The sequence below is a fragment of the Bradyrhizobium sp. USDA 4011 genome (assembly GCF_054063415.1).
This window is the reverse complement of sequence record NZ_JBSSGG010000001.1, coordinates 5,943,599-5,963,821: the sequence shown is the minus strand read 5'-3', so window position 1 is coordinate 5,963,821 and position 20,223 is coordinate 5,943,599. Positions and strand designations below refer to the sequence as shown.

Here is a 20,223-nt window from a genome sequence, read left to right as displayed (position 1 = left end):
GACTCTACTCCTCGTCGTCCTTCTTCCCTCGCCACGCTCCTATGATCTCGGAAAGCTTTTCTCGTCGAATCACGGCATAGGACACGAAGGCGGCAACGTCACCCGACGTTCCGCCGAGCTGGTGCAGCGCGTAGCCGCCGAAAATGACGCCAGTCAGCTCAAGAAAGACCTTCGTGAAAGTTGGATAACTCTCTGTGAACCGAACGATCTGATCGCGAGCTTCCACGATTGCCCTAGCCGCCGAGGCAAAACGATCTGTGGCGAAGCCGTCCAACTCTAAGGCTGCACTTTCAAACCGATTTGCGATCTCGTTGAGCTCGGCTTTGATAACGGCGGCGCTATTCCCCTGTCCGCCGTGAGTGGAATAGTTCTCTGCGTCCTTTCGGAGCGCGACAGCGGCAAGTTGGATGAGTTGCCGATAGAAATCTGGATTCTGCGCTAGACGCTCCGCGATCCCATTCTCGCTAAAGGGAGCCCAGATAACCTCCGCATCAGTCGTCATGCCCACCTGTACGGCTTCGGTAATGCTGGCCTCGGCCGGGACTGGTTCGGTCAATCGAATCTCGGGTGGGTGGAACAAGTCCGGCGCTTGGTGGCTCTCGGCAAAGCCATCCGGCAAGAACGTTGCCCCGGTGCTGTTAAGTGCCAATGATGCCGAAATCGGTGCCGCCACCCCAATCGCAGCCACGCCTGTAACGGCAGTATGCCCTGACGCTGTAAGGTGCACTTGGCCGTTCGGCGGTCCTGAGCCGCGCTGCGGTGCGGATGGTTTGCTTTCGGCCGCCATAATGAAGAGCCCTCCGTGCGACCCGACGCCGCCCAGCTAGAAATGGCAATTCGGCAAGAAAGTCCAAGACCCGAATTGTTACGCCGGAAACGAATCACTACTTCGCTCACCGAAGCCGCCACAACGTACCCGCCTTTGTCAATCCCGAAATTCACTCTATCCTTGCTTGAAGTAGCGGCTGTCGGCAACCATGTCCCAGCCGGTATTCGCGCATTTGTGGGACACGCTTACGCGCGCAAAGCTGTGCAGGCGTTAGCCGATAATCGCATAGAGCCAGGTAACTATGAAAAAGCGGTCAGCACTACTGTTTGCAGGCCTCCTCTGCTTCTTACCGTCTTTGTCGGCATTTGCGCAGACTGGTGCACCTGCTCCAACAGCAACTGTCGATTGGTTCGCAAGACTGACTTCGCTGATTGCACTTTTGATCGGTGCGGGAGGTTTGGTTCTTAATCTGCTCACCCGGCGTGATAAAGCGCGAGAGCGCGAACCCTCGATTGACATTGACCTTACAAAGTCGTCTCGCATGGCCGACTACGATTTCGAGCTGAAAGTACGCAATCGGGGCGATGTCTCGATTCAGTTGGTTAGCCTGCGATGCAAGCACGGCGAACTTGAACCGGACGATGCAGACATCGACGATGGCGGAAGGCGAGCCAACTATAATGGCCTTCGCATCGAAAGGGGCGCGGAGGAATTACTAATTGGGACGTACAGGTGCGAGTACGACTTCGAAGGACCGGAGGAGTTCACGGTGACCATTCGCATCAACGACCAGAGGCAGCAATTGAGCGAGCGGCTACTGGTTCGACAGCTCCCGTAACGTTGCTCGCGGCGATGCCGGAGAGATAACGTCGGACCGTGCGCGGCACTATTTCAGCGAAAGACGGATTTCGGGGATACGAAATGTTTAATACAAGTACAGTTTTTATAATTGGGGCGGGCGCTGGAGTTGAAATCAATATGCCTGTTGGCAGCGCCTTAAGCTCGACTATCGCCGATAAGACGCACATCAAATACAAAGATTTCGGCCACGATCTAGCATCGGGTGACGCTGCTATAGCGAACGCACTGAAGCGTATCACCAAAAAGCGCGACCTCGATTTCAATAAGTGGCGAGCTGAAGCCTGTGCGATCCGTGAAGGCATTCACCATACTCGCTCTATAGACGCGTATTTGAACACCCACAAAGATAACGAAGCCATCAGGGTTGCCGGTAAGTTAGCCATTGTGCAAAGCATTCTGGGGGCGGAAAACCAGAGCGATGTCCAGCGTTACCATGGCCACTGGCGGAATAACGACCGCGTAGCCCAGTCGTGGTTCCCAGACCTATTCTACATAATGCAAGACGGGGTCGGTAGGTCGAGCGACACGCGCGACATTTTCAAGAACGTCAGCTTCATTAGCTTCAATTATGACCGGTGCCTTGAGCATTACCTTTTCCATGCAATCATCGAACTTTACCGTTTCGACGAACAAACTGCTGCGGACGTTATGGGATCAATTCGCATGCTCCACCCTTACGGGCAAGTCGGCTCGCTAGCGTGGGCTTCAAAGGGCCGGAATGTGGGTTTTGGCGTCGAAGATTATGGCGACATAGAGGGACTGTCACAGGAGATCAAAACCTTCAACGAACAGATTCAGGACAGAACATTAGTCGACGCTATCCATCAGGCCATAAACGAAGCTGAGCGGATCGTTTATTTGGGATTTCACTTCCACAAACAGAATTTGGACCTGATGACCGTGACAAATGAATCCGGGACGGTTCGTCCGAAAGTATACGCCACAACGCTAAACCGATCTGGGCCTGAGCAGACCATGATCGCTGAACGCATAAGCAAACTGACCGGTGTCAATCGCCCCTCGAAAACAATCGACATGGAAAACGTCGGCTGCAAAGACCTTTTCAAAATTTACGGTACCACCTGGATGTGAGGCATCTGAGGTCGTTCGCTGGTCAGGGTCGATTTCGTTCGGCGCGCTTAGATTGCCAGTCTGCCAGCGGATCGCTCGATGCGGCCGTATCCGTGGGAAGACCAGAAGCCCGGTCCAGATACCAATCAATCGCCTTCCGGTCCCACCGCTGCGTGCCGGGAATCGCCCCCGGCACAATGCCCTTCTTTACCCATGTATCGAACGCGTCCTCAGAGCAGCCGCAGTAAGCGGCTGCATCGGCCTTTGTCAGCCCTCTAGGGGCGATCTGCTCGGGTCGCCGCATTTATCTAGGCCAATTCTGAAAGTCTCTTTGTGATCGTACAGTCCACCCGAAGTAAGCACCCCAACCGAGTGGGATCGTCTCCTTCGGGCCGACCATTCTCTTCGGCTTCTGCCCATTCGGCGATTAGGACGCGGAGTCTGTCGTGAATTTTGGTGCGCTCCACGTCGGTCAGCCTGTATCGAGAAGCAACCCAAGTCTGACGCTACAGCATCGATCAATTTGAGCTTGGTCTTCTCTCGCTCGAACAACAGCCTCACACGCTCGGGACACTCGGCAAATTTTTTTACCGCCGAGTCCACCACGTCTGACATCATGCTCAAAAACGAACGATACTCCCCGTCATCATCGGGCAACGGCCCATAAGACTCCAAGCAGAGTATGATCCTAACAGCCGCTACGTTGTTCGGATCGACAAAGAATTGGTTCCATCCGTGATCGCTCATACTCTGCTCCCTTACGCTGCCAACTCAGACAACAGTCGCTCGTTGCATCGACGTTCAGCGACCGATGCTCCTCGACGACGCGCAGGATGGTAGGTCAGCCAACTTACCGCCTGCTCGCGGTGACCGTCGTCACGACTTCACGTCCTCCAGGCTTGCGCGCCTCTTCGGCGAGGTAGAGCTTACCGTCTGCTTTGCGCATGAGACGGAAGTGAGCCTCACACCATTCGCCGCTTTCCGGGTGGCGGTCTAGACTGATGCGGGTAGCGACAGCGACATCGCCTGCGGCGTTGATCTTCGGCTTCGAGACAGCAAGGTTGGCTTCCATCGTAGTATCCCCATTTTGTTCACGTGGAACGCCAAGGGAGACTGTGAAAGCCCCCGCTGGCGGCGGGAGGTTGATAACCTGTGAAGGACAGGCGGGCTTATTCGAGCGGTTTCCCGCCTTATCTCGCCGCCCTCCCGCCGTAGCGGAACGTCAAACGGAAAGTCGAACACAAAAATAGCGCCGTAGGACGTTCGGCGCTTTGTGCGCCTTCAAGGGGTTATCACGCCCCCCCCCCCGATCTATCGACCGTGCAAGGCCTACAGAGCAGACCGGCGTATTTTTGTCACGACTTGAATCTAAGTTTTGTTTTCGCTACTATACGCCTCAAGGTTGTAAGGTCTGTAAGGTGACAGACCTTACTGCCCCACAGCGGCTGGAACAGCTCGCTCACCGGAAAGCGCAGCTTCAGTTGCTTCAAGCGAGCACGACCAAGCGCGCGTTCAAGCACCGGCTCCCCGCAGCACTTCACTAGCACCTGCACATGGCGTGCAGGCACGTCCTGTCGGCGCGATGCCGCCCATGCAAGATGGGGCAGCAAGACATCGGGCAACGCATCGGTGAGCCGCAACACGTCGATAGCGTCCTTGCAGGCTCTAAGCTTCGCCAGTCTTTAACAAGAACATCGGGCATATCAGTTTCAACGGGCGCTGTGCGCGGCGCGAACTGAAGCTTGATGACGTTGCTCACGGGTATCCCCAAGCAACGCATCGTGAGTTGCGATGACATGCGACTGTTGCTAACAGCGCAACCTCAACCGACGTGGAGTTTTTGAGTTGAAACGCGTAAAGAAGAAGACTCAATATCGTCGCGAATGGACTGCGATGGACGTACGGACCTTGAAGAAGCATTCAAAGGCCCGCACGCCGGTTGCGAAGGTATCCAAGGAACTTAAGCGGACCGTTGGTGCCGTTCGGGTTAGAGCCTCGCAGCTTGGCATTGGCGTCGGTCATCAACGCTGAACGACAGTCTTTGAAGCTCCATGTCGGCGCGTATGTCTTGCTCGCGCGCGTTGCGCATGATGGCAAATCCCGTCCGTGCCAACTCAAGGAAGTGGCTCGCTTGGATCGCGGCGACCTGCGCGAATAGTTCTGCATTGATCATGTGGTGATTCTCATCAATAGGAGCGCCGCGCGAGCGAGAGGACTAAACGCTCGCGCGGCGCAATGAGAGCGCGACACCCGCAAGTCGCGCCTCAATCGGTGTCTTCGATGTCTATCGTTCGGTCGCACCGAAACGAATCGCCCTGCCCGGAGCGGAGATAGTTCACGGGAGGCGTCTCGTCGGACGACCCAGGGCAATACGCCTGACCGATGCCGATGCAGGATGCGAACAACATTGTCAGCGTTGCGAACGTGTCGGCTTGACGTTCAGCGGCATCGGCGATGCGCCTTTGCACGTCGAGATTGGCTTCGGCCAGTTCGGCCAGCCGCTCGGTTGCCTTTCACGCAGCGAAGCCGCTCGCGGGTCTTCAGTAGGTCGGTATCGACCGTGATCGTGTCGTCGGGAAGTTCAAGGTCGGCCGGCTTCAAGCCAGCGGCGAGGCCTGAAAAAAGCGGATCAGATTTGGACATGGTGTGATGCCTCTAGTGAAAGCATGCGCCGCGCAGATCGTCACGAGTCGTCCGCGCGGCGTGAACGGGACGGCGACCAAGTCTGCCAGTCCGCTCATCTAGATTTCGTCGGCCGCAATTCGCTTCGTCGCCCCTACTCGACCTGGGGTTTGGTCCTGTGGCGACCGAACCCTCACGGATCACGATCCTGTGGCCTCCGGCCCGGCCGTGCTGTGTGGAAGCAGCTTGGCGTGGTCGGTGTGGCAGCCTGCCCCGGACGCGCATCAAACGTGACCGCGCGTTGTTTCGGAAGCGTGCATTCCCATGCGATCGGAAGCGGTGCGGAGTGCTCTTTAATGCCGTAGCCTCGCGCGGCTTGGACGCGATGAGGATTGCGGCCCTCATAGATATAAACGCCCCAGCGGGGCGTTCTGTGACAGCTACGGCAAGAAAAAAGATCGTGCCGCCTTCTGGTCTGCACTCCCCGGTCTTTGCCTCTCCCCTTCGCTCCGACGAACAGACGGTCGGTCTGTCAGTCATCTCCTAAAGGAGAGAGATGACTGACCGACCAACCGACCGACCGCGCGGTCGGTTAGTCAGGTCGGTTTGTCGCGCGACCGACCGACCATTGATGTAATTAGGGAATTGGGGATTTTTGACGCTAAGTCGATCAGTCGGTCGGTCGTGCAAGTGACCTTTTGGGTCGGTTGGTCGACGTTTGGTCGGTCAGTCAAAATCCGCGACTGACCGACCCAACCTCCTCGGAAATCGCGCCAACTCATTGCGACTTGGCTCGCCAGCTACCCTCACGTGCATTTGCCCCATTGAACAGGCTGCAATCTTAGCGTTAGTATGCGGATCATTTCGACTTAAAAACATACTTGCCTGAACAGGAGAGTGCATAATGAGGTCGTGTCCCCGGTGGTGGTGTAGCTCGGTAGAGCAAAGCCGCCCGGACGCGCGCCTCAACTAGCGCCGTAGCGGGCGGGCGGCTTTGCGGTGGTCACCGGCGGTTCTCCGGTAGGATCGGGTTGCGACACGCCAACGCAACCGAGGAACCACCGATGACCGACGACATGATGAACCTGCGCACGCTCGTGGAGAAGACCCCTGATGCCGATCTGTTGCGCGAGATGATCGGCTTTGCTGCCCAGCGGCTGATGGAGCTGGAAGTCGAAGGCCAAACCGGTGCAGCCTACGGCGAGAAGAACCCCGAACGGCTGGCCCAGCGCAACGGCTACCGCGACCGGACCTGGGAGACCCGGGCCGGCACGGTCGAGCTTCGCATCCCCAAGCTGCGCAAGGGCTCCTACTTCCCGGGTTTCCTGGAGCCGCGCCGGATGGCCGAGAAGGCGCTCACCGCCGTAGTTCAGGAAGCCTATGTGCAGGGCGTCTCGACCCGCTCGGTCGACGATCTGGTCCAGGCGATGGGGATGAGCGGCATCTCCAAGAGCCAGGTGAGCCGGCTCTGCGCGGAGATCGACGACAAGGTGAAGGCGTTCCTCGCCCGGCCGATCGAGGGCGACTGGCCATATCTGTGGATCGACGCCACCTACGTGAAGGTGCGCCAGCAGGGGCGCATCGTGTCGGTCGCAGTGATCGTCGCTGTTGGCGTCAACAGCGACGGCCGGCGCGAAGTTCTCGGCATGGATATTGGCCCTTCCGAGGCCGAGACGTTCTGGACGGCGTTCCTGCGCAAGCTCGCTCGCCGGGGCTTGCGTGGCGTCAAGTTGGTCGTCTCCGACGCCCATGAGGGCATCAAGGCCACCGTCGCCAAGGTGCTCAATGCCAGCTGGCAACGCTGCCGCGTGCACTTCATGCGCAATGCATTGGCCCATGCCGGCAAGAGCGGCCGCCGCGTCGTCTCCGCCTTCATTGCCACGGCGTTCGCCCAGGACGATGCCGAGGCCGCACAAGCACAGTGGCGGAAGGTCGCCGACCAGCTTCGTCCCAAGCTGCCCAAGCTTGCCGGCTTCCTCGACGAGGCCGAGACCGATGTGCTCGCTTATATGGCGTTCCCGCCGCAACACCGGACCAAGCTGCACTCGACCAACCCGATCGAGCGCCTCAACGGCGAGATCAAGCGCCGCACCGAGGTCGTCGGCATCTTCCCCAATGAAGACGCCATCGTCCGCCTCATCGGCGCGATCCTGCTCGAGCAAAATGATGAATGGGCCGTCCAGCGCGCTCGCTATATGACGCTGGAAACCATCGCGCCGTTGAGCGATGATCCCACTGTCAGCCTTCCGGCGATCGCCAGCTGACCTGCCCGGCTCTTGCCGGTGAACGCGGTCTCCCGCCGCCAGCTACACCACGCAACGGGACACGATCCATAATGAAAGCGAGAATTCCTACAACGGTGTTCTTACTCCTGGCTACAACGGCCACCGCCTTCGCGCAAAATCTGCCACTACTTTCAACTTGGAAGAATGATGGCGGTTCTATCCTGACGATCTGGTCGACGTCCGGTGACACCTTTCGCGGCTCATTCACCAATTTCGCACCAGGCTTCAAGTGTCAGGGGATTCCGTATCCCGCCGAAGGTTCGGTGAAATCGAATGGGGCCGTATTCCTGACGGTCACATTCACGGACTGCAGCACTGTCACGAATTGGCGTGGGAGGCTCGTCGGCGATCAAATTCCAACACGCTGGAAACTGATCTATTCCGACTCCGAGAAGTTCCACACCATGTACGGGAAGAACGTCTTCATCCGCCAATAACAGGATGTGCGCCCGGCTGGGAGACAAGCGGCCCGAATCGCTCGGACCGCTCCGGAAGTTTGCCATACACGGCGGTGGCCTGTGACCGATTGTTGGACGTTTCCGGACAGCGCAATATGGGGCACGATCCCCCAGTGGTTGGCAGCGGCTATTGCATTTGTCGCGGCAATCATCGCAATTTCTTCCATTCAAGTTCAGCGGCAAATCGCCCGCAAGCGCGCGACAATCGATTTCTTCTTGAAGTCCTCAATGGACAAAGAGTGCCTGGAAACCTACGAAACTTTCAAAGCCGAGCTTGCAAACATCCAAAGCCCGGGCGTTCATTTTGACAACTACATTAAGACGCCCGCGTACAAGAAGGTACGTATCTGGCTCAATATCTGTGAGCTGATATCTGTCGGCATAAATCGCCGCGTCTTCGATGACCGCGTCGCATTCGACTGTTGGGAAGACCTACTACCCTGGTGCTACAATGAGAGCGAACCCCTCATCGAGTGGTTTCGAGAGAAACAAGGGAGCGAGTTGTCGTATATTGACTTACATACAGTAAGCACGCGGTGGCAGAAGCGTGCTGTTCGGGAAGACTACGCAAGCAAAGCAAGACGACGCGCAATCGAAAGAGTCAACGGCCCGCTCTATTAGGCGCTCTCGCGCAAAGAGCGGCCCATTGCCCGAACCGCTCTGAACGTCTGTCCGACTTATCGACCGCCAGCCGTTACGCCGCTTCGTCCTCATCGTCGACCGGGTCGAACTCGTACACACGCGGCGCAGGGCGCGACGCACCGCGCTTGTAGACCTTTAAAACTTGCGCCGCTCCGACCCCTTCCCGCTGGCCTCCGAGATGGCTTCAGTGATCCAGCCGCGAGCTGTCCAGTTGGCGATAATCTCACGGATGCTCTCCCGAACATGCTTGGCGTCAATGTCCCACCCGGCCGCGTCCGCGATCAGGCGTCCGATCCAGTTAGCATGTCGCGTGTCCGAACCGACCGGCTCACTGCCATCGAGCGCGGCTAGGACTGTGAGCGTAGCGTCATCGCCGATTCCCACGTCCTCTCGCTTCGGTGGGTTGTACACCGCAAGCGCGACCGTGCTGTCCGCCGCGAACTCATCCGTGCCGTTTTCGGCTTGTACGGAGTGGGCACGAAAGAGCTTTGGAACGACATCGCGGGCGCTGTAGTTGCTCTTCGCCCCGGCTGACAGCGCAATGATATGCGGTGCGTCATCAGGCGGGATGCGCCACGTCTGAGTATCCTTTTTGCTAAGCCTCCGCATGTTGAGAACGACGCGCACAGGTGTCGTTATCGTTCCCGCTCCACGGGCGTCGTCCTGATTGGCGTCATCAAGTCCCTTTCCGCCAATGTTCTTTTTGTCATGGTGCGCGAGCAGCAACGCAATCAGCTTCGTCGCCGCGAGATTCTTGAATCGGGTCATGACGGCGTTCATCTCCGAGTTTGCGTTCTCGGGGATTGAGTGCAGCGCAACCAGAGGGTCGAGAATTAAGATGTCGATACCGCGCGCTTCGATAAGCTCTGCTAGTTTCTTAAAGGCTTTATCGTTAAGAACGACGCGCCCATCTCTGTATTCCGCGAGCCGCATCGATGCCCTGACGCCGCTGATAATCGTCAAGTTCTCCCGTACCAACGCGCGCATTTCGGGCGTGAAGTTGTGGTGTGTAAACTGCGCGCCGACACGCCTCAGCATCTCGTCCTGATCGTCCTCACCGTTGTAGACGAGAACCTTACGCGGCTTGAACTCGCCAGCTCCCAAGTGGTTGACCCCGCACGCGATGTCTATCGCCGCGTCTAGCGTCCATGCGGATTTGCCAATGCCACCGGCCGCAGATAGCAACGTGACGTGCCCGCGCATCAAGTACTTGGCGTACAGATACGGGCGCGGAGGCAGCCTATTGATGTCGAGATCAACGGGAATGCTGATCGCATTATCGTATCAATGAGTCGTTTCGGTCTGCCCGTCTGAACGCTCTTCGTCCTCATCGACGACCGCGCCGAATGCTTCGCCGGTCGACGCCTTGCTGAGGCCCTGGTTCTTCAGCCACTCGCGGGCGGTCTGCCGCTTATCGTATTCGCCGGATCGCGGCTTGCCTTCGACGAAGTCGCCAGCCCCATCCCACGCTGCGAAGAATGACGCAAGATGCTCTACCGGCATCTGCTGCCACTCCCGCATAATAACGCCTGCCTGCACCAGAGCACTTGCGGTGTGTTCGGACATGCGGCCGATGGCCTCGACGACTTGGGTCGCTTCGAGCTTCCCGTGAGGGTCGTCCGCGTCGGGATATGCATCATATGTGAGAGAGCCATCCTCGCCGGAGCCGTCGCGATCTGCGACGCGCGGCAGGTCCGCGTGAGATACCTCACGCTTGTGAATGCGACCGCGTTTACGAAGGTAGTCCCGAAACAGGTTTCGCGTGAGAGCGTATAGCCAACAGGGTACGCTACCGCCATGGAATTGATCGCGGGATTCTAGGGCGCGCAGATTGGTGTCCTGTAGAATTTCGTGGGCGGTGTCTTCCGCGTTCGGTTGACGCGCGCACAGTCCGCGAGCTGCGGAACGGAGAAGAGGCTGTGAACGAACCAGTTCGGATTCGAAATGCTGCCGGGTGATTGATGCCATCACACCACCTCACGAGCTGCGGCAAAGCGCTTCTCTTCCAAGGCGGTCACGTCAGCCAGTCGCCAGAAGCGTTTGCCGCCAACGAGGACGGATCGCGGAAGGTCGCCGGTTTCCTCGCAGTGATAGATGTAGGTTCGGCTGGCCGGTTTGCCGTTTGTCCCATAGCGGGCGCGCATGTCGGCCATTGAGAGTAGAGGGGCAGTCATTGGGGCAGACTCCAAGGATTGGGCGCGCGGAGGCGTTTGGCTGCCAGCGGCCACGAACGGACGTTTTCGATGTTGGTTGGCTGTCTGGCCGTGTCCGACGCGGAGTTTCCCCGTCAGAATGCTGCGCTGATTTCTCGGCCCCACACCTGTCTACACCCAATGGGTGCTGTGAGACTTCTCGACTGCGCGAGATAACGTCGTGTGCCGCGTATCGGCGGCAGGGTTAGAGAAACACAGACTTGGACAATCTGTCGACTATTTCTCCCTCAAACTTCCCGATGCAGCCGTGAGCGATACATGTGTTCAACACCCGAACCGTGCTTTAGGCTGTAGCTTTTGAGAGAAAAAATAAACTAGGAGCCCCCTCCCCACGTTTCGCCTAGTCGACGTGGAGAGCCACGTGGAGAATTTACACAAGGAAGAAAAATTACAACAATTACAGCGATATATGGAAGACACCCCTTCCGCCAAATCAAGTGTTTTTCCCGGGTTTTTGGACAATTCCGAAACTTCACCCGCACTTCAACCCGCCTCGGGTATAGCGTTCGCTCAGAGGAAATGAGTCCAGGCCGTTCTCGGTTCGGCCTTGTCCGTGGTGGCCCTTTAGGGGTGCGTTTGTCCCCGAGATTGCCCTCAGAGGAACCCTTCCCGTGAACCCGCCGATGTTTCCAGTCCAGACGCCTTCCGGATCGGAGGCGCAGCAGTACCTGCACCGGGCGATGGTGTTTCGAGATGCAGGATATCCTCAGGCCAGCTATGTCAACGGGCAACCCAACTGGCCGCGACTTTCCCTCCTGACGCACGCCATTGAACTTGCGCTCAAAGCGTTTGTCCTCAACGCAGTGGAGTCTGGAGGCAAGGCTCCGGCGCGCCGCCCGGCGAACCACGACTTGGAAGCCTGGTATCAGACCGCGGTCGATTGCGGGCTACCAGATCACGATGGTTTGGCGGGAGACATCACGGAGTTGAGCGACGTACATAAGCCTCACCTGGCCCGATATCCGGCTAGCCCATCCCGTCCTATTCCCGATCCTGCAGTCGTTCCGGACAGGGTTGTTGAGAATCTGATGGCATATCGGTGATCTTCCCGCGATGATTGACTATCCACACCCGTGATGCGCAGCTACCGAAGGAGTGCGAACGTGCATAGCGAACCTGACGTGTTGAAATGCCCCGAGTGCGGGATCGAAGCTCACGTTGAGGGCGGCGGAGCAGCAAAATCTTTCGCCTTCCCGCAAAGCGAAATAGACGTTACTGCAAGCACAACAGCGTTGGTTCTATCTGTCCTCACGTTCGACAAGGGTTAGACCAGGTCAGGGACTCGATGGTGCAACGGGATGATCGGTGAACGGGCATTTTTGACGGCGCGTGCGGCCGGGACCGTCAACCTTGCGGTTTGGCGGTCCCTCGTCTCTGGGTCCGCTAGCTAGATCACGTCGAGCACGCTCTTGATGAACTCAATCTGATACCTTGTTTGATCGATCGGTAGGCCATTGTCGTCAATTTTGCCGACCCGAAATATTCCGGATTCAAGCTGCTCTAGCCGCCTGCGGAGATCGCTGGCCTGATCCTCGATGTTGACGAATTTTTCCATAGTCACTCCTATGCGATTGTGGGTGTGACACCACGTCACCCGTAAGCAGCCTCATCGCAGGTCCCTTGCGGAATCGTTTAGCCGACCTGCCGCCAGCCCTTACAATTCGCAGTCCTTGGACGACAGTTCCGCTGCCGACCAAGGGCGATTGATGCACGGGTTCGCGCCAATGATGGGTCGGCGGCTCCCCCATTCACGGTCAACGATCAAGATTGACGTTCAATCCCAGCTGAGCGCTCCGCCGTTCTGGTATTCGATCACGCGGGTCTCGAAGAAGTTCTTCTCCTTCTTCAAATCCATCGCTTCCGACATCCACGGGAACGGGTTCTCCGCCTCCGCGAACACCGGCGTCAGCCCGATCTGGGCGCAGCGCCGGTTGGCGATGAAGTGCATGTACTGCTCGCACAACCCCGCGTTCAGCCCGAGGAAGCCGCGCGGCATCGTATCGCGGCCGTAAGCGGCCTCGAGTTCGGCGGCCTCGCGGATCATGCCACGGACCTCGTCCTGGAACGTGGACGTCCACAGATGCGGGTTCTCGATCTTGATCTGGTTGATGACGTCGATGCCGAAGTTCAGATGAATGCTCTCGTCGCGCAGGATGTATTGATACTGCTCGGCGATCCCAACCATTTTATTGCGGCGGCCGAGCGAGAGGATCTGGGCGAAGCCGGTATAGAACCACATGCCCTCGAAGATCACGTAGAAGGCGACGAGGTCGCGCAGAAACGCCCGATCGGCGGCCGGCGTGCCGGTCTTGAAGTCGGGATCGTCGAGATGCTGGGTGTGCTTGATCGCCCACACCGCCTTGTCGGTAATCGAGGGCACCTCGCGGTACATGTTGAACAGCTCGCCCTCGTCGAGGCCGAGGCTTTCGACGATGTACTGGAAGGTGTGGGTGTGCACCGCCTCCTCGAAGGCCTGGCGCAGCAGATATTGCCGGCACTCCGGATTGGTGAGGTGGCGGTAGATCGCCAGCACGATGTTGTTGGCGACCAGGCTCTCGGAGGCCGCGAAGAAACCGAGATTGCGCTTGATGGCGCGGCGCTCGTCCTCGGTGAGGCCGTCGCGCGACTTCCACAGCGCGATGTCGGCCTGCATCGAAACCTCGGTCGGCATCCAGTGATTGTTGCAGCCGGCGAGATATTTCTCCCACGCCCATTTGTATTTCAGCGGCAGAAGCTGGTTGACGTCGGCGCGGCAGTTGATCATCCGCTTCTCGTCGACCGAGACGCGGCCGCTATGGCGGTCGACGGTACCGAGGCCGGCGGCCTCGGTCGATGCGGCAGGCGCCGCCGCGAAGGGCGGCGGTGCTTTCTTGGCGGTGGCGGCGGTCTCTGACCAGTCGAGCATGTTCTTGATCCTTCTTACTGGCAGGCTTCGCAGTCGGGATTGTCGATCGAGCAGGCGATGGCGCCCGAGAGGTCCGGCGCCGGCGAGGCCAGCGCCGCCGACGACACCGCATTGAGCTTGCCGTCGGTGCCCTTCAGCGTCGATTTCTCGACATGCGTCGCGCTACGCGAACGCAGGTAGTAGGTGGTCTTCAGTCCCAGCGACCACGCCAGACGATACAGCGCGTCGAGCTTCTTGCCGGAGGGATTGGCAATATAGAGGTTGAGCGACTGCGCCTGGTCGATCCATTTCTGCCGCCGCGCCGCCGCCTCGAGCAGCCAGCTCGAGTCGATCTCGAACGCGGTCGCGTAGAGTGCCTTGAGGTCGTCGGGGATGCGGTCGATGGAGCCGACGCTGCCGTCGAAATATTTCAGGTCGTTGACCATCACCTCGTCCCACAGCCCGCGCGCCTTGAGGTCGCGCACCAGATAGTCGTTCACGACCGTGAAGTCGCCGGACATGTTGGATTTGACATAGAGATTCTGGTAGGCGGGCTCGATCGACTGGGCGACGCCGCAGATGTTGGAGATCGTCGCGGTCGGCGCGATCGCCATCACATTGGAGTTGCGCATACCGACCGACGTGACGCGGCTGCGCAGAATCGCCCAGTCACGCGTCGAGGTGCGATCCATTGCGACGCCGCCACGGGCGTCGGCAACGAAGTCGATCGAATCGATCGGCAGGATGCCCTGGCTCCACAGCGAGCCCTCGAACGAGGGATAGCGGCCGCGCTCGGCGGCGAGATCGCTGGAGGCCCAGATCGCATGGTAGGAGATTGCCTCCATGCTGATATCGGCGAAGGCAACCGCCGCGTCCGACGCCACCGCGATCCGCAGCGCATGCAGCGCATCCTGGAAGCCCATCAGGCCGAGACCGACCGGGCGGTGCCGCAGATTGGAGCGGCGCGCCTCCGGGATGGTGTAGAAGTTGATGTCGATGACGTTGTCGAGCATCCGCATCGCGGTCGTCACTGTGGCCTTCAGCCTGGCGTCGTTGAGCTTGCCGTCCTGTATGTGGTTGGCGAGGTTGATCGAGCCGAGATTGCACACCGCAGTCTCGTCGTCAGACGTGTTCAGCGTGATCTCGGTGCAGAGGTTCGAGGAGTGGATCACGCCGGCATGGCGCTGCGGCGAGCGCAGATTGGACGGGTCCTTGAAGGTGATCCAGGGATGGCCGGTCTCGAACAGCATGGTCAGCATCTTGCGCCAGAGATCGACGGCGCGAATCTGCTTGAACACTCGCATCTCGCCGCGCGCGGCCTTGGCCTCGTAATGGGCGTAGCGTTCGGCGAACGGCTTGCCGTAGAGATCGTGCAGGTCCGGCGTCTCGTCGGGCGAGAACAGCGTCCACTCGCCGTCAGCCTCGACGCGCTGCATGAACAAATCGGGCACCCAGTTCGCGGTGTTCATATCGTGGGTGCGGCGGCGGTCATCGCCGGTGTTCTTGCGCAGATCGAGGAATTCCTCGATGTCGACGTGCCAGGTCTCGAGATAGGCGCAGACCGCGCCCTTGCGCTTGCCGCCCTGGTTCACCGCGATCGCGGTGTCGTTGGCGACCTTGAGGAACGGCACCACGCCCAGGCTCTCGCCATTGGTGCCTTTGATGTGCGCGCCGAGCCCGCGGACGCGGGTCCAGTCATTGCCGAGCCCGCCGGAATATTTCGCCAGCAGCGCGTTATCCTTGATCGACTTGAAGATGCCGTCGAGATCGTCAGCCACGGTGGTGAGGAAGCACGATGAGAGCTGCGGCCGCTGCGTGCCAGAATTGAACAGGGTCGGCGTCGAAGCCATGAAGTCGAACGACGACAAGAGATTGTAGAACTCGATCGCGCGCCCCTCGCGGTCGATCTCGCGCAGCACCAGACCCATCGCAACGCGCATGAAGAATGCCTGCGGCAGCTCGATGCGGTTGCCCCGAACGTGCAGGAAATAGCGGTCATACAGCGTTTGCAGCCCGAGGAACTGGAACGACAGATCGCGTTCCGGCTTCATCGCCGCCGCAAGCCGCGCCAGATCGAAGCGGCCGAGTTCGACATCGAGCAGTTCGGCCTTGATCCCGGTCTTGATATAGGCCGGGAAATACTCGGCATAGCGGCTCGCCATGTCGGCCTGCGAGGCGCTGGTCGGCATATCAAGCACATAGGACAACACCTCGGTGCGCAGCTTGTCGAGCAAGAGGCGCGCGCTGACATAGGTGTAGTTCGGCTCCTGCTCCACCAGGGTGCGCGCGGCCATCACGGAGGCGAGCGCCAGTTCATCCTGGCTGATGCCGTCATAGATGTTGCGCTGGGTCTCGGCGATCAGGGGCGCAGCATCGACGCCATCGAGGCCGGCGCAGGCCTCGTTGATGATCAGCGCCAGCCGGGCGTGGTCGAGCGGCACCTCGCTACCGTTCGGCAATGTGATGTGAATGGCCGGCCCGGCCACAGGCTGGGCCACCGCCCTCGCCGCGTCCTGCTCAGCGCGCTGCCTCGTGCGCTCCTCACGATACAGCACATAGGCGCGCGCCACCTTATGGTGCTCGCTCCGCATCAGCGCGAGCTCGACCTGGTCCTGCACGTCCTCGATGTGGAAGGTGCGACCTTCGCTCATGCGACGCGTCAGCGCACTGAGGACCTCGGCGGTGAGCTGCTCGACAACCTCATGGACGCGGCGCGATGCGGCGGCGGTGTGCCCCTCGACCGCCAGGAACGCCTTGGTCATCGCAACCGAGATCTTGCTGGCGTCGAATTTCGACACCGTGCCATTGCGGCGGATCACCTGCATCGGAGGAGCGGCCTCCGGCGCGGCAAGCACTTCCGGACGCAGCAGGATGAGTGGCGCTGGCTTTGTTTCGCGATCGAGAGAGAGTGACATCGTGCAGACCCCGTGACGTTTGTTGGGGCCGGATGTCAGGGGACGCTGCATCATCCCGGCGGCAACGCACCGGCATGGCTGTGCAAGCGACCGCCGGGACACCCCGCCCGTGGACGTAATTTCGGTGTTACGGCAGGTCTCCTGACTCGCAGGTCGTCGTCGCTCCCGTGTCTTCCCGATGCGGACGACGCATCAGTGACGTGATTTCGGGAACAACTCGCTGCTTACAGTTGCGGGGGCAGTGCCGGATTTTCGGTGAGATCACCGGCTTCCCTCTTAGCCACCATGCTTTGCGGCATGACGGACCGTAACAACTATATCTGGTGTGATTTGGCACACTGTGTCAATGGGTCGCCAGAAAATGCAGATGGCGCCTGTTGATGATGTGAACAATGTCGCTCGATCACACGTGATGCCGCCCGAGTTGACGGCCACGCGAAGTTGCCGATAAGTGGCGGCGTCGTGGTTCTCCGAGAGGCACTTTCTCCCGGAGCTAAGAGGGAAGCCGGTACAATGCCGGCGCTGCCCCCGCAACTGTAAGCGGCGAGTTGTCGTCCACTCAAAGCCACTGAGGCGAAAGCTTCGGGAAGGCCAGACGACAGCTAGGACCCGCGAGCCAGGAGACCTGCCTCGACAACATGAACGTCCTCGGGCGGGGTGTCCCGGTGGTGCGGTTGCGACCCCGCACGCGCTTTTCCCGCGTCTTGCGGAGTCCAGACGTGTCACTACGGCCTTTGCCCCCAACTTTTGGGGTTAAGCCAATGTCTTCCACATCTACCTCCTCACTTGCTGTTGCGACTCTCGGCACGCCGCGGATCGGTCCGCGCCGTGAACTCAAGCTTGCGCTGGAAAGCTTCTGGGCCGGCGCGACAAACGAAAAGACGCTGATCGAGACCGGCGTCGGTCTGCGCGCCGCCAACTGGGCACGCCAGAAAAAGCTCGGCGTCTCGGTGATCCCGTCGAACGACTTCTCGTTCTACGACCAGGTGCTCGATACCTCGGTGATGGTCGGCGCGATCCCGGCCATCTATGGCTGGAGCAGCGGCCCGGTGCCGCTTGCGACCTATTTTGCGATGGCGCGCGGCGCTGAAGGTAGCGCGCATGACGCGTCGTGCGGTCACGCGCACCATAGCCAAGGTCATGGCGTACCGGCGCAGGAGATGACCAAGTGGTTCGACACCAACTACCACTACATGGTGCCCGAACTCTCTGCAGATCAGCAGTTCCGCCTCGCCTCACGCAAGCCGATCGAGGAATATGAGGAAGCCAAGGCCCTCGGTTACCAGACCCGACCGGTGCTGGTCGGCCCGGTTACTTTCCTGAAACTCGCCAAGAGCAAGGACGCCGGCTTCGAACCGCTGTCGCTGCTGGACCGCCTGCTTCCGGTCTATATCGAGGTACTGCGCGAGCTTGCCCGCCGCGGCGCCGAATGGGCGCAGATCGACGAGCCCTGCCTGGCGCTCGATCTCGACGATACCGCCCACGATGCGCTGCGTCGCGCCTATGGCGAGATCGCCAAGGCGGTGCCGCAGATCAAGATCATGCTGGCGAGCTATTTCGGCAGCCTCGGCGCAAACCGCGACACTGCGTTCACGCTTCCCGTCGCCGGCCTGCATTTCGACTTGGTGCGCGCGCCCGAGCAGCTCGATGACCTCGCCCACCTGCCCGCTGAGCGCGTCGTCTCGCTCGGCGTGCTCGACGGCCGCAACACCTGGCGCGCCGATCTCAGCAAGCTGCTCAACCGACTGGAACCGGTCGTCGCGAAGCTCGGCAAGAACCGCGTGCAGATCGCGCCCTCCTGCTCGCTGCTGCACGTGCCGATCGATCTTGCCCTCGAAGCGAAGCTCGACGCCGAGGTCAAGAGCTGGCTCGCCTTCTCGGTGCAGAAGATGGAGGAACTGGCCGCGCTCGGCACCGCGCTTGCGAGCGGCCACAATTCGATCGCGCCGACGCTGAAGGCGTCCGACGCAGCTGCCGCTGCGCGCAAGACCTCGCCACGGATACACGACGCGAAGGTCGCACAGCGCATGGCTGGCATTGACACCGCGATGCGCGGCCGTGCCAGCTCCTTCGAGGAACGAACCGAAGTGCAGCGCGCGCGGTTCAATCTGCCGGCGTTCCCGACCACCACCATCGGCTCGTTCCCGCAGACGCCCGAGGTCCGCAAGTCGCGCGCCGCGCATGCCAAGGGCAGCCTGAGCGACGCCAGCTACAAGGCCTTCCTGCAGGAGCAGACGGCAGAGACTGTGCGCTGGCAGGAAGCCGTCGGCCTCGATGTGCTCGTGCATGGCGAGTTCGAGCGCAACGACATGGTGCAGTATTTCGGCGAGCAGCTCTCCGGCTTCGTATTCACCGAGCATGCCTGGGTGCAATCCTACGGCTCGCGCTACGTCCGGCCGCCGATCCTGTTCGGCGACGTGTCGCGCCCGAAGCCGATGACGGTCGAATGGTGGCAATACGCGCAGTCGCTGACCAAAAAGCCGATGAAGGCGATGCTGACCGGCCCGGTCACGATCCTAAATTGGTCATTCGTTCGCGACGACATCCCGCGCAGCGAAGCCTGCCGGCAGATCGCGCTTGCGATCCGCGACGAGGTCGCCGACCTCGAAGGTGCCGGCGCGGGCATGATCCAGATCGACGAGGCGGCGCTGCGCGAAGGCCTGCCGCTGCGCCGTTCGGAGTGGACGACCTATCTAGACTGGGCGGTGGAATGCTTCCGCATCTGCTCGTCGGGCGTCCGCGACGAGACCCAGATCCACACCCACATGTGCTACTCCGAGTTCAACGACATCATCGACGCGATCGGCGCGATGGACGCCGATGTGATCTCGATCGAGACCTCGCGCTCGAAGATGGAGCTGCTGGATGCATTCCGGAACTACCGTTATCCGAACGAGATCGGTCCCGGTGTCTACGACATCCACTCGCCGCGCGTGCCTGAGATCAACGAGATGACCGAGCTGCTCAAGCTGGCGCGCCAGCGGCTGTCCGACAGCCAGCTCTGGATCAACCCGGATTGCGGCCTGAAGACCCGCAAATGGGAAGAGGTCCGCCCTGCCCTCGTCAACATGGTCGCTGCTGCGCACGCCTTGCGGGTGGCGTCCTGACACTTACGGAGACTGCCGATGCAATTCTGGATCAAATGCACCCGCTTTGGCAAAGCGGATCCCTACTATGTGAACATCTCGCTGGTCGGCGGGATGTCGCGCGAGGGCGAGAAGACGATCCTGGAATTCGTCGGCAGCAACGCACAGATCATCGAGGTGAATGAAACGCCGGAAGAAATTCTGGCGCTTCACCTCGGTGAGTCCGGTGAGCGGCGCTCCTGAGCGCCGCTTGTCCGGCTGCTAGCGCCGCTGCGGCATGCCTTCGGGAATGATGGTCTGAACATCGAGGCGTCGAGCGCCTCGTACTCATGCAGGCCGATTGTGGCATAGAGCTCGGCGCGTGTCTGCATCAGCTCGACGGCACCATGCGTGCCGCCATCGCGCGCGATTGCTGCA

Annotated in this window: 17 protein-coding genes and 2 riboswitches; of the genes, 8 read left to right on the top strand and 9 right to left on the bottom strand. The window is 60.0% G+C overall.

Annotated features, from left to right (window positions below):
• Nucleotides 1-4: 4 nt before the first annotated feature.
• Nucleotides 5-787: a hypothetical protein gene (locus tag ACVW1C_RS28110; RefSeq protein ID WP_456728198.1), complete on the bottom strand. Its 783-nt coding sequence runs from the start codon at nucleotides 785-787 to the stop codon at nucleotides 5-7.
• A 283-nt stretch (nucleotides 788-1,070) separates the two neighbouring features.
• Here ACVW1C_RS28110 and ACVW1C_RS28105 point away from each other — a divergent pair, with 283 nt between their 5' ends.
• Complete coding sequence (locus tag ACVW1C_RS28105; protein WP_456761120.1) at nucleotides 1,071-1,607, top strand: hypothetical protein; 537 nt, start codon at nucleotides 1,071-1,073, stop codon at nucleotides 1,605-1,607.
• 83 nt (nucleotides 1,608-1,690) lie between these two features.
• Nucleotides 1,691-2,722, top strand: coding sequence for a hypothetical protein (locus ACVW1C_RS28100; protein ID WP_456761119.1), 1,032 nt, complete (start codon nucleotides 1,691-1,693; stop codon nucleotides 2,720-2,722).
• An 829-nt stretch (nucleotides 2,723-3,551) separates the two neighbouring features.
• Here ACVW1C_RS28100 and ACVW1C_RS28095 read toward each other — a convergent pair.
• Both ACVW1C_RS28095 and ACVW1C_RS28090 read right to left on the bottom strand, forming a co-directional pair.
• Nucleotides 3,552-3,773, bottom strand: a complete 222-nt coding sequence (locus tag ACVW1C_RS28095) for a hypothetical protein (protein WP_456761118.1) — start codon at nucleotides 3,771-3,773, stop codon at nucleotides 3,552-3,554.
• 915 nt (nucleotides 3,774-4,688) lie between these two features.
• Complete coding sequence (locus tag ACVW1C_RS28090) at nucleotides 4,689-4,874, bottom strand: hypothetical protein (protein ID WP_456761117.1); 186 nt, start codon at nucleotides 4,872-4,874, stop codon at nucleotides 4,689-4,691.
• 1,513 nt (nucleotides 4,875-6,387) lie between these two features.
• Here ACVW1C_RS28090 and ACVW1C_RS28085 point away from each other — a divergent pair.
• From ACVW1C_RS28085 to ACVW1C_RS28075, 3 genes are all read left to right on the top strand, one after another.
• A complete protein-coding gene (locus tag ACVW1C_RS28085) occupies nucleotides 6,388-7,587 on the top strand; it encodes an IS256 family transposase (RefSeq protein ID WP_456724903.1) in 1,200 nt (399 codons plus the stop codon).
• Nucleotides 7,588-7,658: 71 nt separating this feature from the next.
• Nucleotides 7,659-8,045, top strand: a complete 387-nt coding sequence (locus tag ACVW1C_RS28080) for an avidin/streptavidin family protein (protein WP_456761116.1) — start codon at nucleotides 7,659-7,661, stop codon at nucleotides 8,043-8,045.
• A gap of 138 nt (nucleotides 8,046-8,183) precedes the next feature.
• Nucleotides 8,184-8,687, top strand: coding sequence for a DUF4760 domain-containing protein (locus ACVW1C_RS28075; RefSeq protein WP_456761115.1), 504 nt, complete (start codon nucleotides 8,184-8,186; stop codon nucleotides 8,685-8,687).
• Between the two features lie 156 nt (nucleotides 8,688-8,843).
• On the opposite strand, the gene ACVW1C_RS28070 is transcribed toward ACVW1C_RS28075, so the two are convergent.
• From ACVW1C_RS28070 to ACVW1C_RS28060, 3 genes are read right to left on the bottom strand one after another with little or no spacing between them, the layout of a single operon-like run.
• Entirely contained in the window at nucleotides 8,844-9,974 is a 1,131-nt protein-coding gene (locus ACVW1C_RS28070) for an AAA family ATPase (protein WP_456763195.1), read from the bottom strand.
• Between the two features lie 18 nt (nucleotides 9,975-9,992).
• A complete protein-coding gene (locus ACVW1C_RS28065; RefSeq protein WP_456761114.1) occupies nucleotides 9,993-10,676 on the bottom strand; it encodes an RNA polymerase sigma factor in 684 nt (227 codons plus the stop codon).
• On the bottom strand, nucleotides 10,676-10,882 hold the full coding sequence (locus ACVW1C_RS28060) for a helix-turn-helix transcriptional regulator (RefSeq protein ID WP_456728206.1): 207 nt from the start codon (nucleotides 10,880-10,882) through the stop codon (nucleotides 10,676-10,678). The genes ACVW1C_RS28065 and ACVW1C_RS28060 overlap by 1 nt, the downstream gene beginning before the upstream one ends.
• Nucleotides 10,883-11,532: 650 nt before the next feature.
• Here ACVW1C_RS28060 and ACVW1C_RS28055 point away from each other — a divergent pair.
• Nucleotides 11,533-11,964, top strand: a complete 432-nt coding sequence (locus ACVW1C_RS28055; RefSeq protein ID WP_456728207.1) for a hypothetical protein — start codon at nucleotides 11,533-11,535, stop codon at nucleotides 11,962-11,964.
• A 344-nt stretch (nucleotides 11,965-12,308) separates the two neighbouring features.
• Here ACVW1C_RS28055 and ACVW1C_RS28050 read toward each other — a convergent pair whose 3' ends face one another.
• From ACVW1C_RS28050 to ACVW1C_RS28040, 3 genes are all read right to left on the bottom strand, one after another.
• Nucleotides 12,309-12,476 (bottom strand): hypothetical protein, encoded by a 168-nt coding sequence (locus ACVW1C_RS28050; RefSeq protein ID WP_456728208.1) that lies wholly within the window; start codon nucleotides 12,474-12,476, stop codon nucleotides 12,309-12,311.
• A 219-nt stretch (nucleotides 12,477-12,695) separates the two neighbouring features.
• Complete coding sequence (locus ACVW1C_RS28045; RefSeq protein WP_456761113.1) at nucleotides 12,696-13,826, bottom strand: ribonucleotide-diphosphate reductase subunit beta; 1,131 nt, start codon at nucleotides 13,824-13,826, stop codon at nucleotides 12,696-12,698.
• A 14-nt stretch (nucleotides 13,827-13,840) separates the two neighbouring features.
• Nucleotides 13,841-16,720, bottom strand: coding sequence for a ribonucleoside-diphosphate reductase subunit alpha (locus ACVW1C_RS28040; RefSeq protein ID WP_456761112.1), 2,880 nt, complete (start codon nucleotides 16,718-16,720; stop codon nucleotides 13,841-13,843).
• A gap of 114 nt (nucleotides 16,721-16,834) precedes the next feature.
• A riboswitch (cobalamin riboswitch) is annotated at nucleotides 16,835-17,045 on the bottom strand.
• A 121-nt stretch (nucleotides 17,046-17,166) separates the two neighbouring features.
• A riboswitch (cobalamin riboswitch) is annotated at nucleotides 17,167-17,367 on the top strand.
• Nucleotides 17,368-17,481: 114 nt separating this feature from the next.
• On the opposite strand from ACVW1C_RS28040, the gene metE reads away from it, so the two are divergent.
• Together metE and ACVW1C_RS28030 are read left to right on the top strand one after the other, a co-directional pair.
• Complete coding sequence (gene metE, locus ACVW1C_RS28035; RefSeq protein ID WP_456761111.1) at nucleotides 17,482-19,827, top strand: 5-methyltetrahydropteroyltriglutamate--homocysteine S-methyltransferase; 2,346 nt, start codon at nucleotides 17,482-17,484, stop codon at nucleotides 19,825-19,827.
• 18 nt (nucleotides 19,828-19,845) lie between these two features.
• Nucleotides 19,846-20,049, top strand: a complete 204-nt coding sequence (locus ACVW1C_RS28030) for a hypothetical protein (protein WP_456761110.1) — start codon at nucleotides 19,846-19,848, stop codon at nucleotides 20,047-20,049.
• Nucleotides 20,050-20,223: the final 174 nt, after the last annotated feature.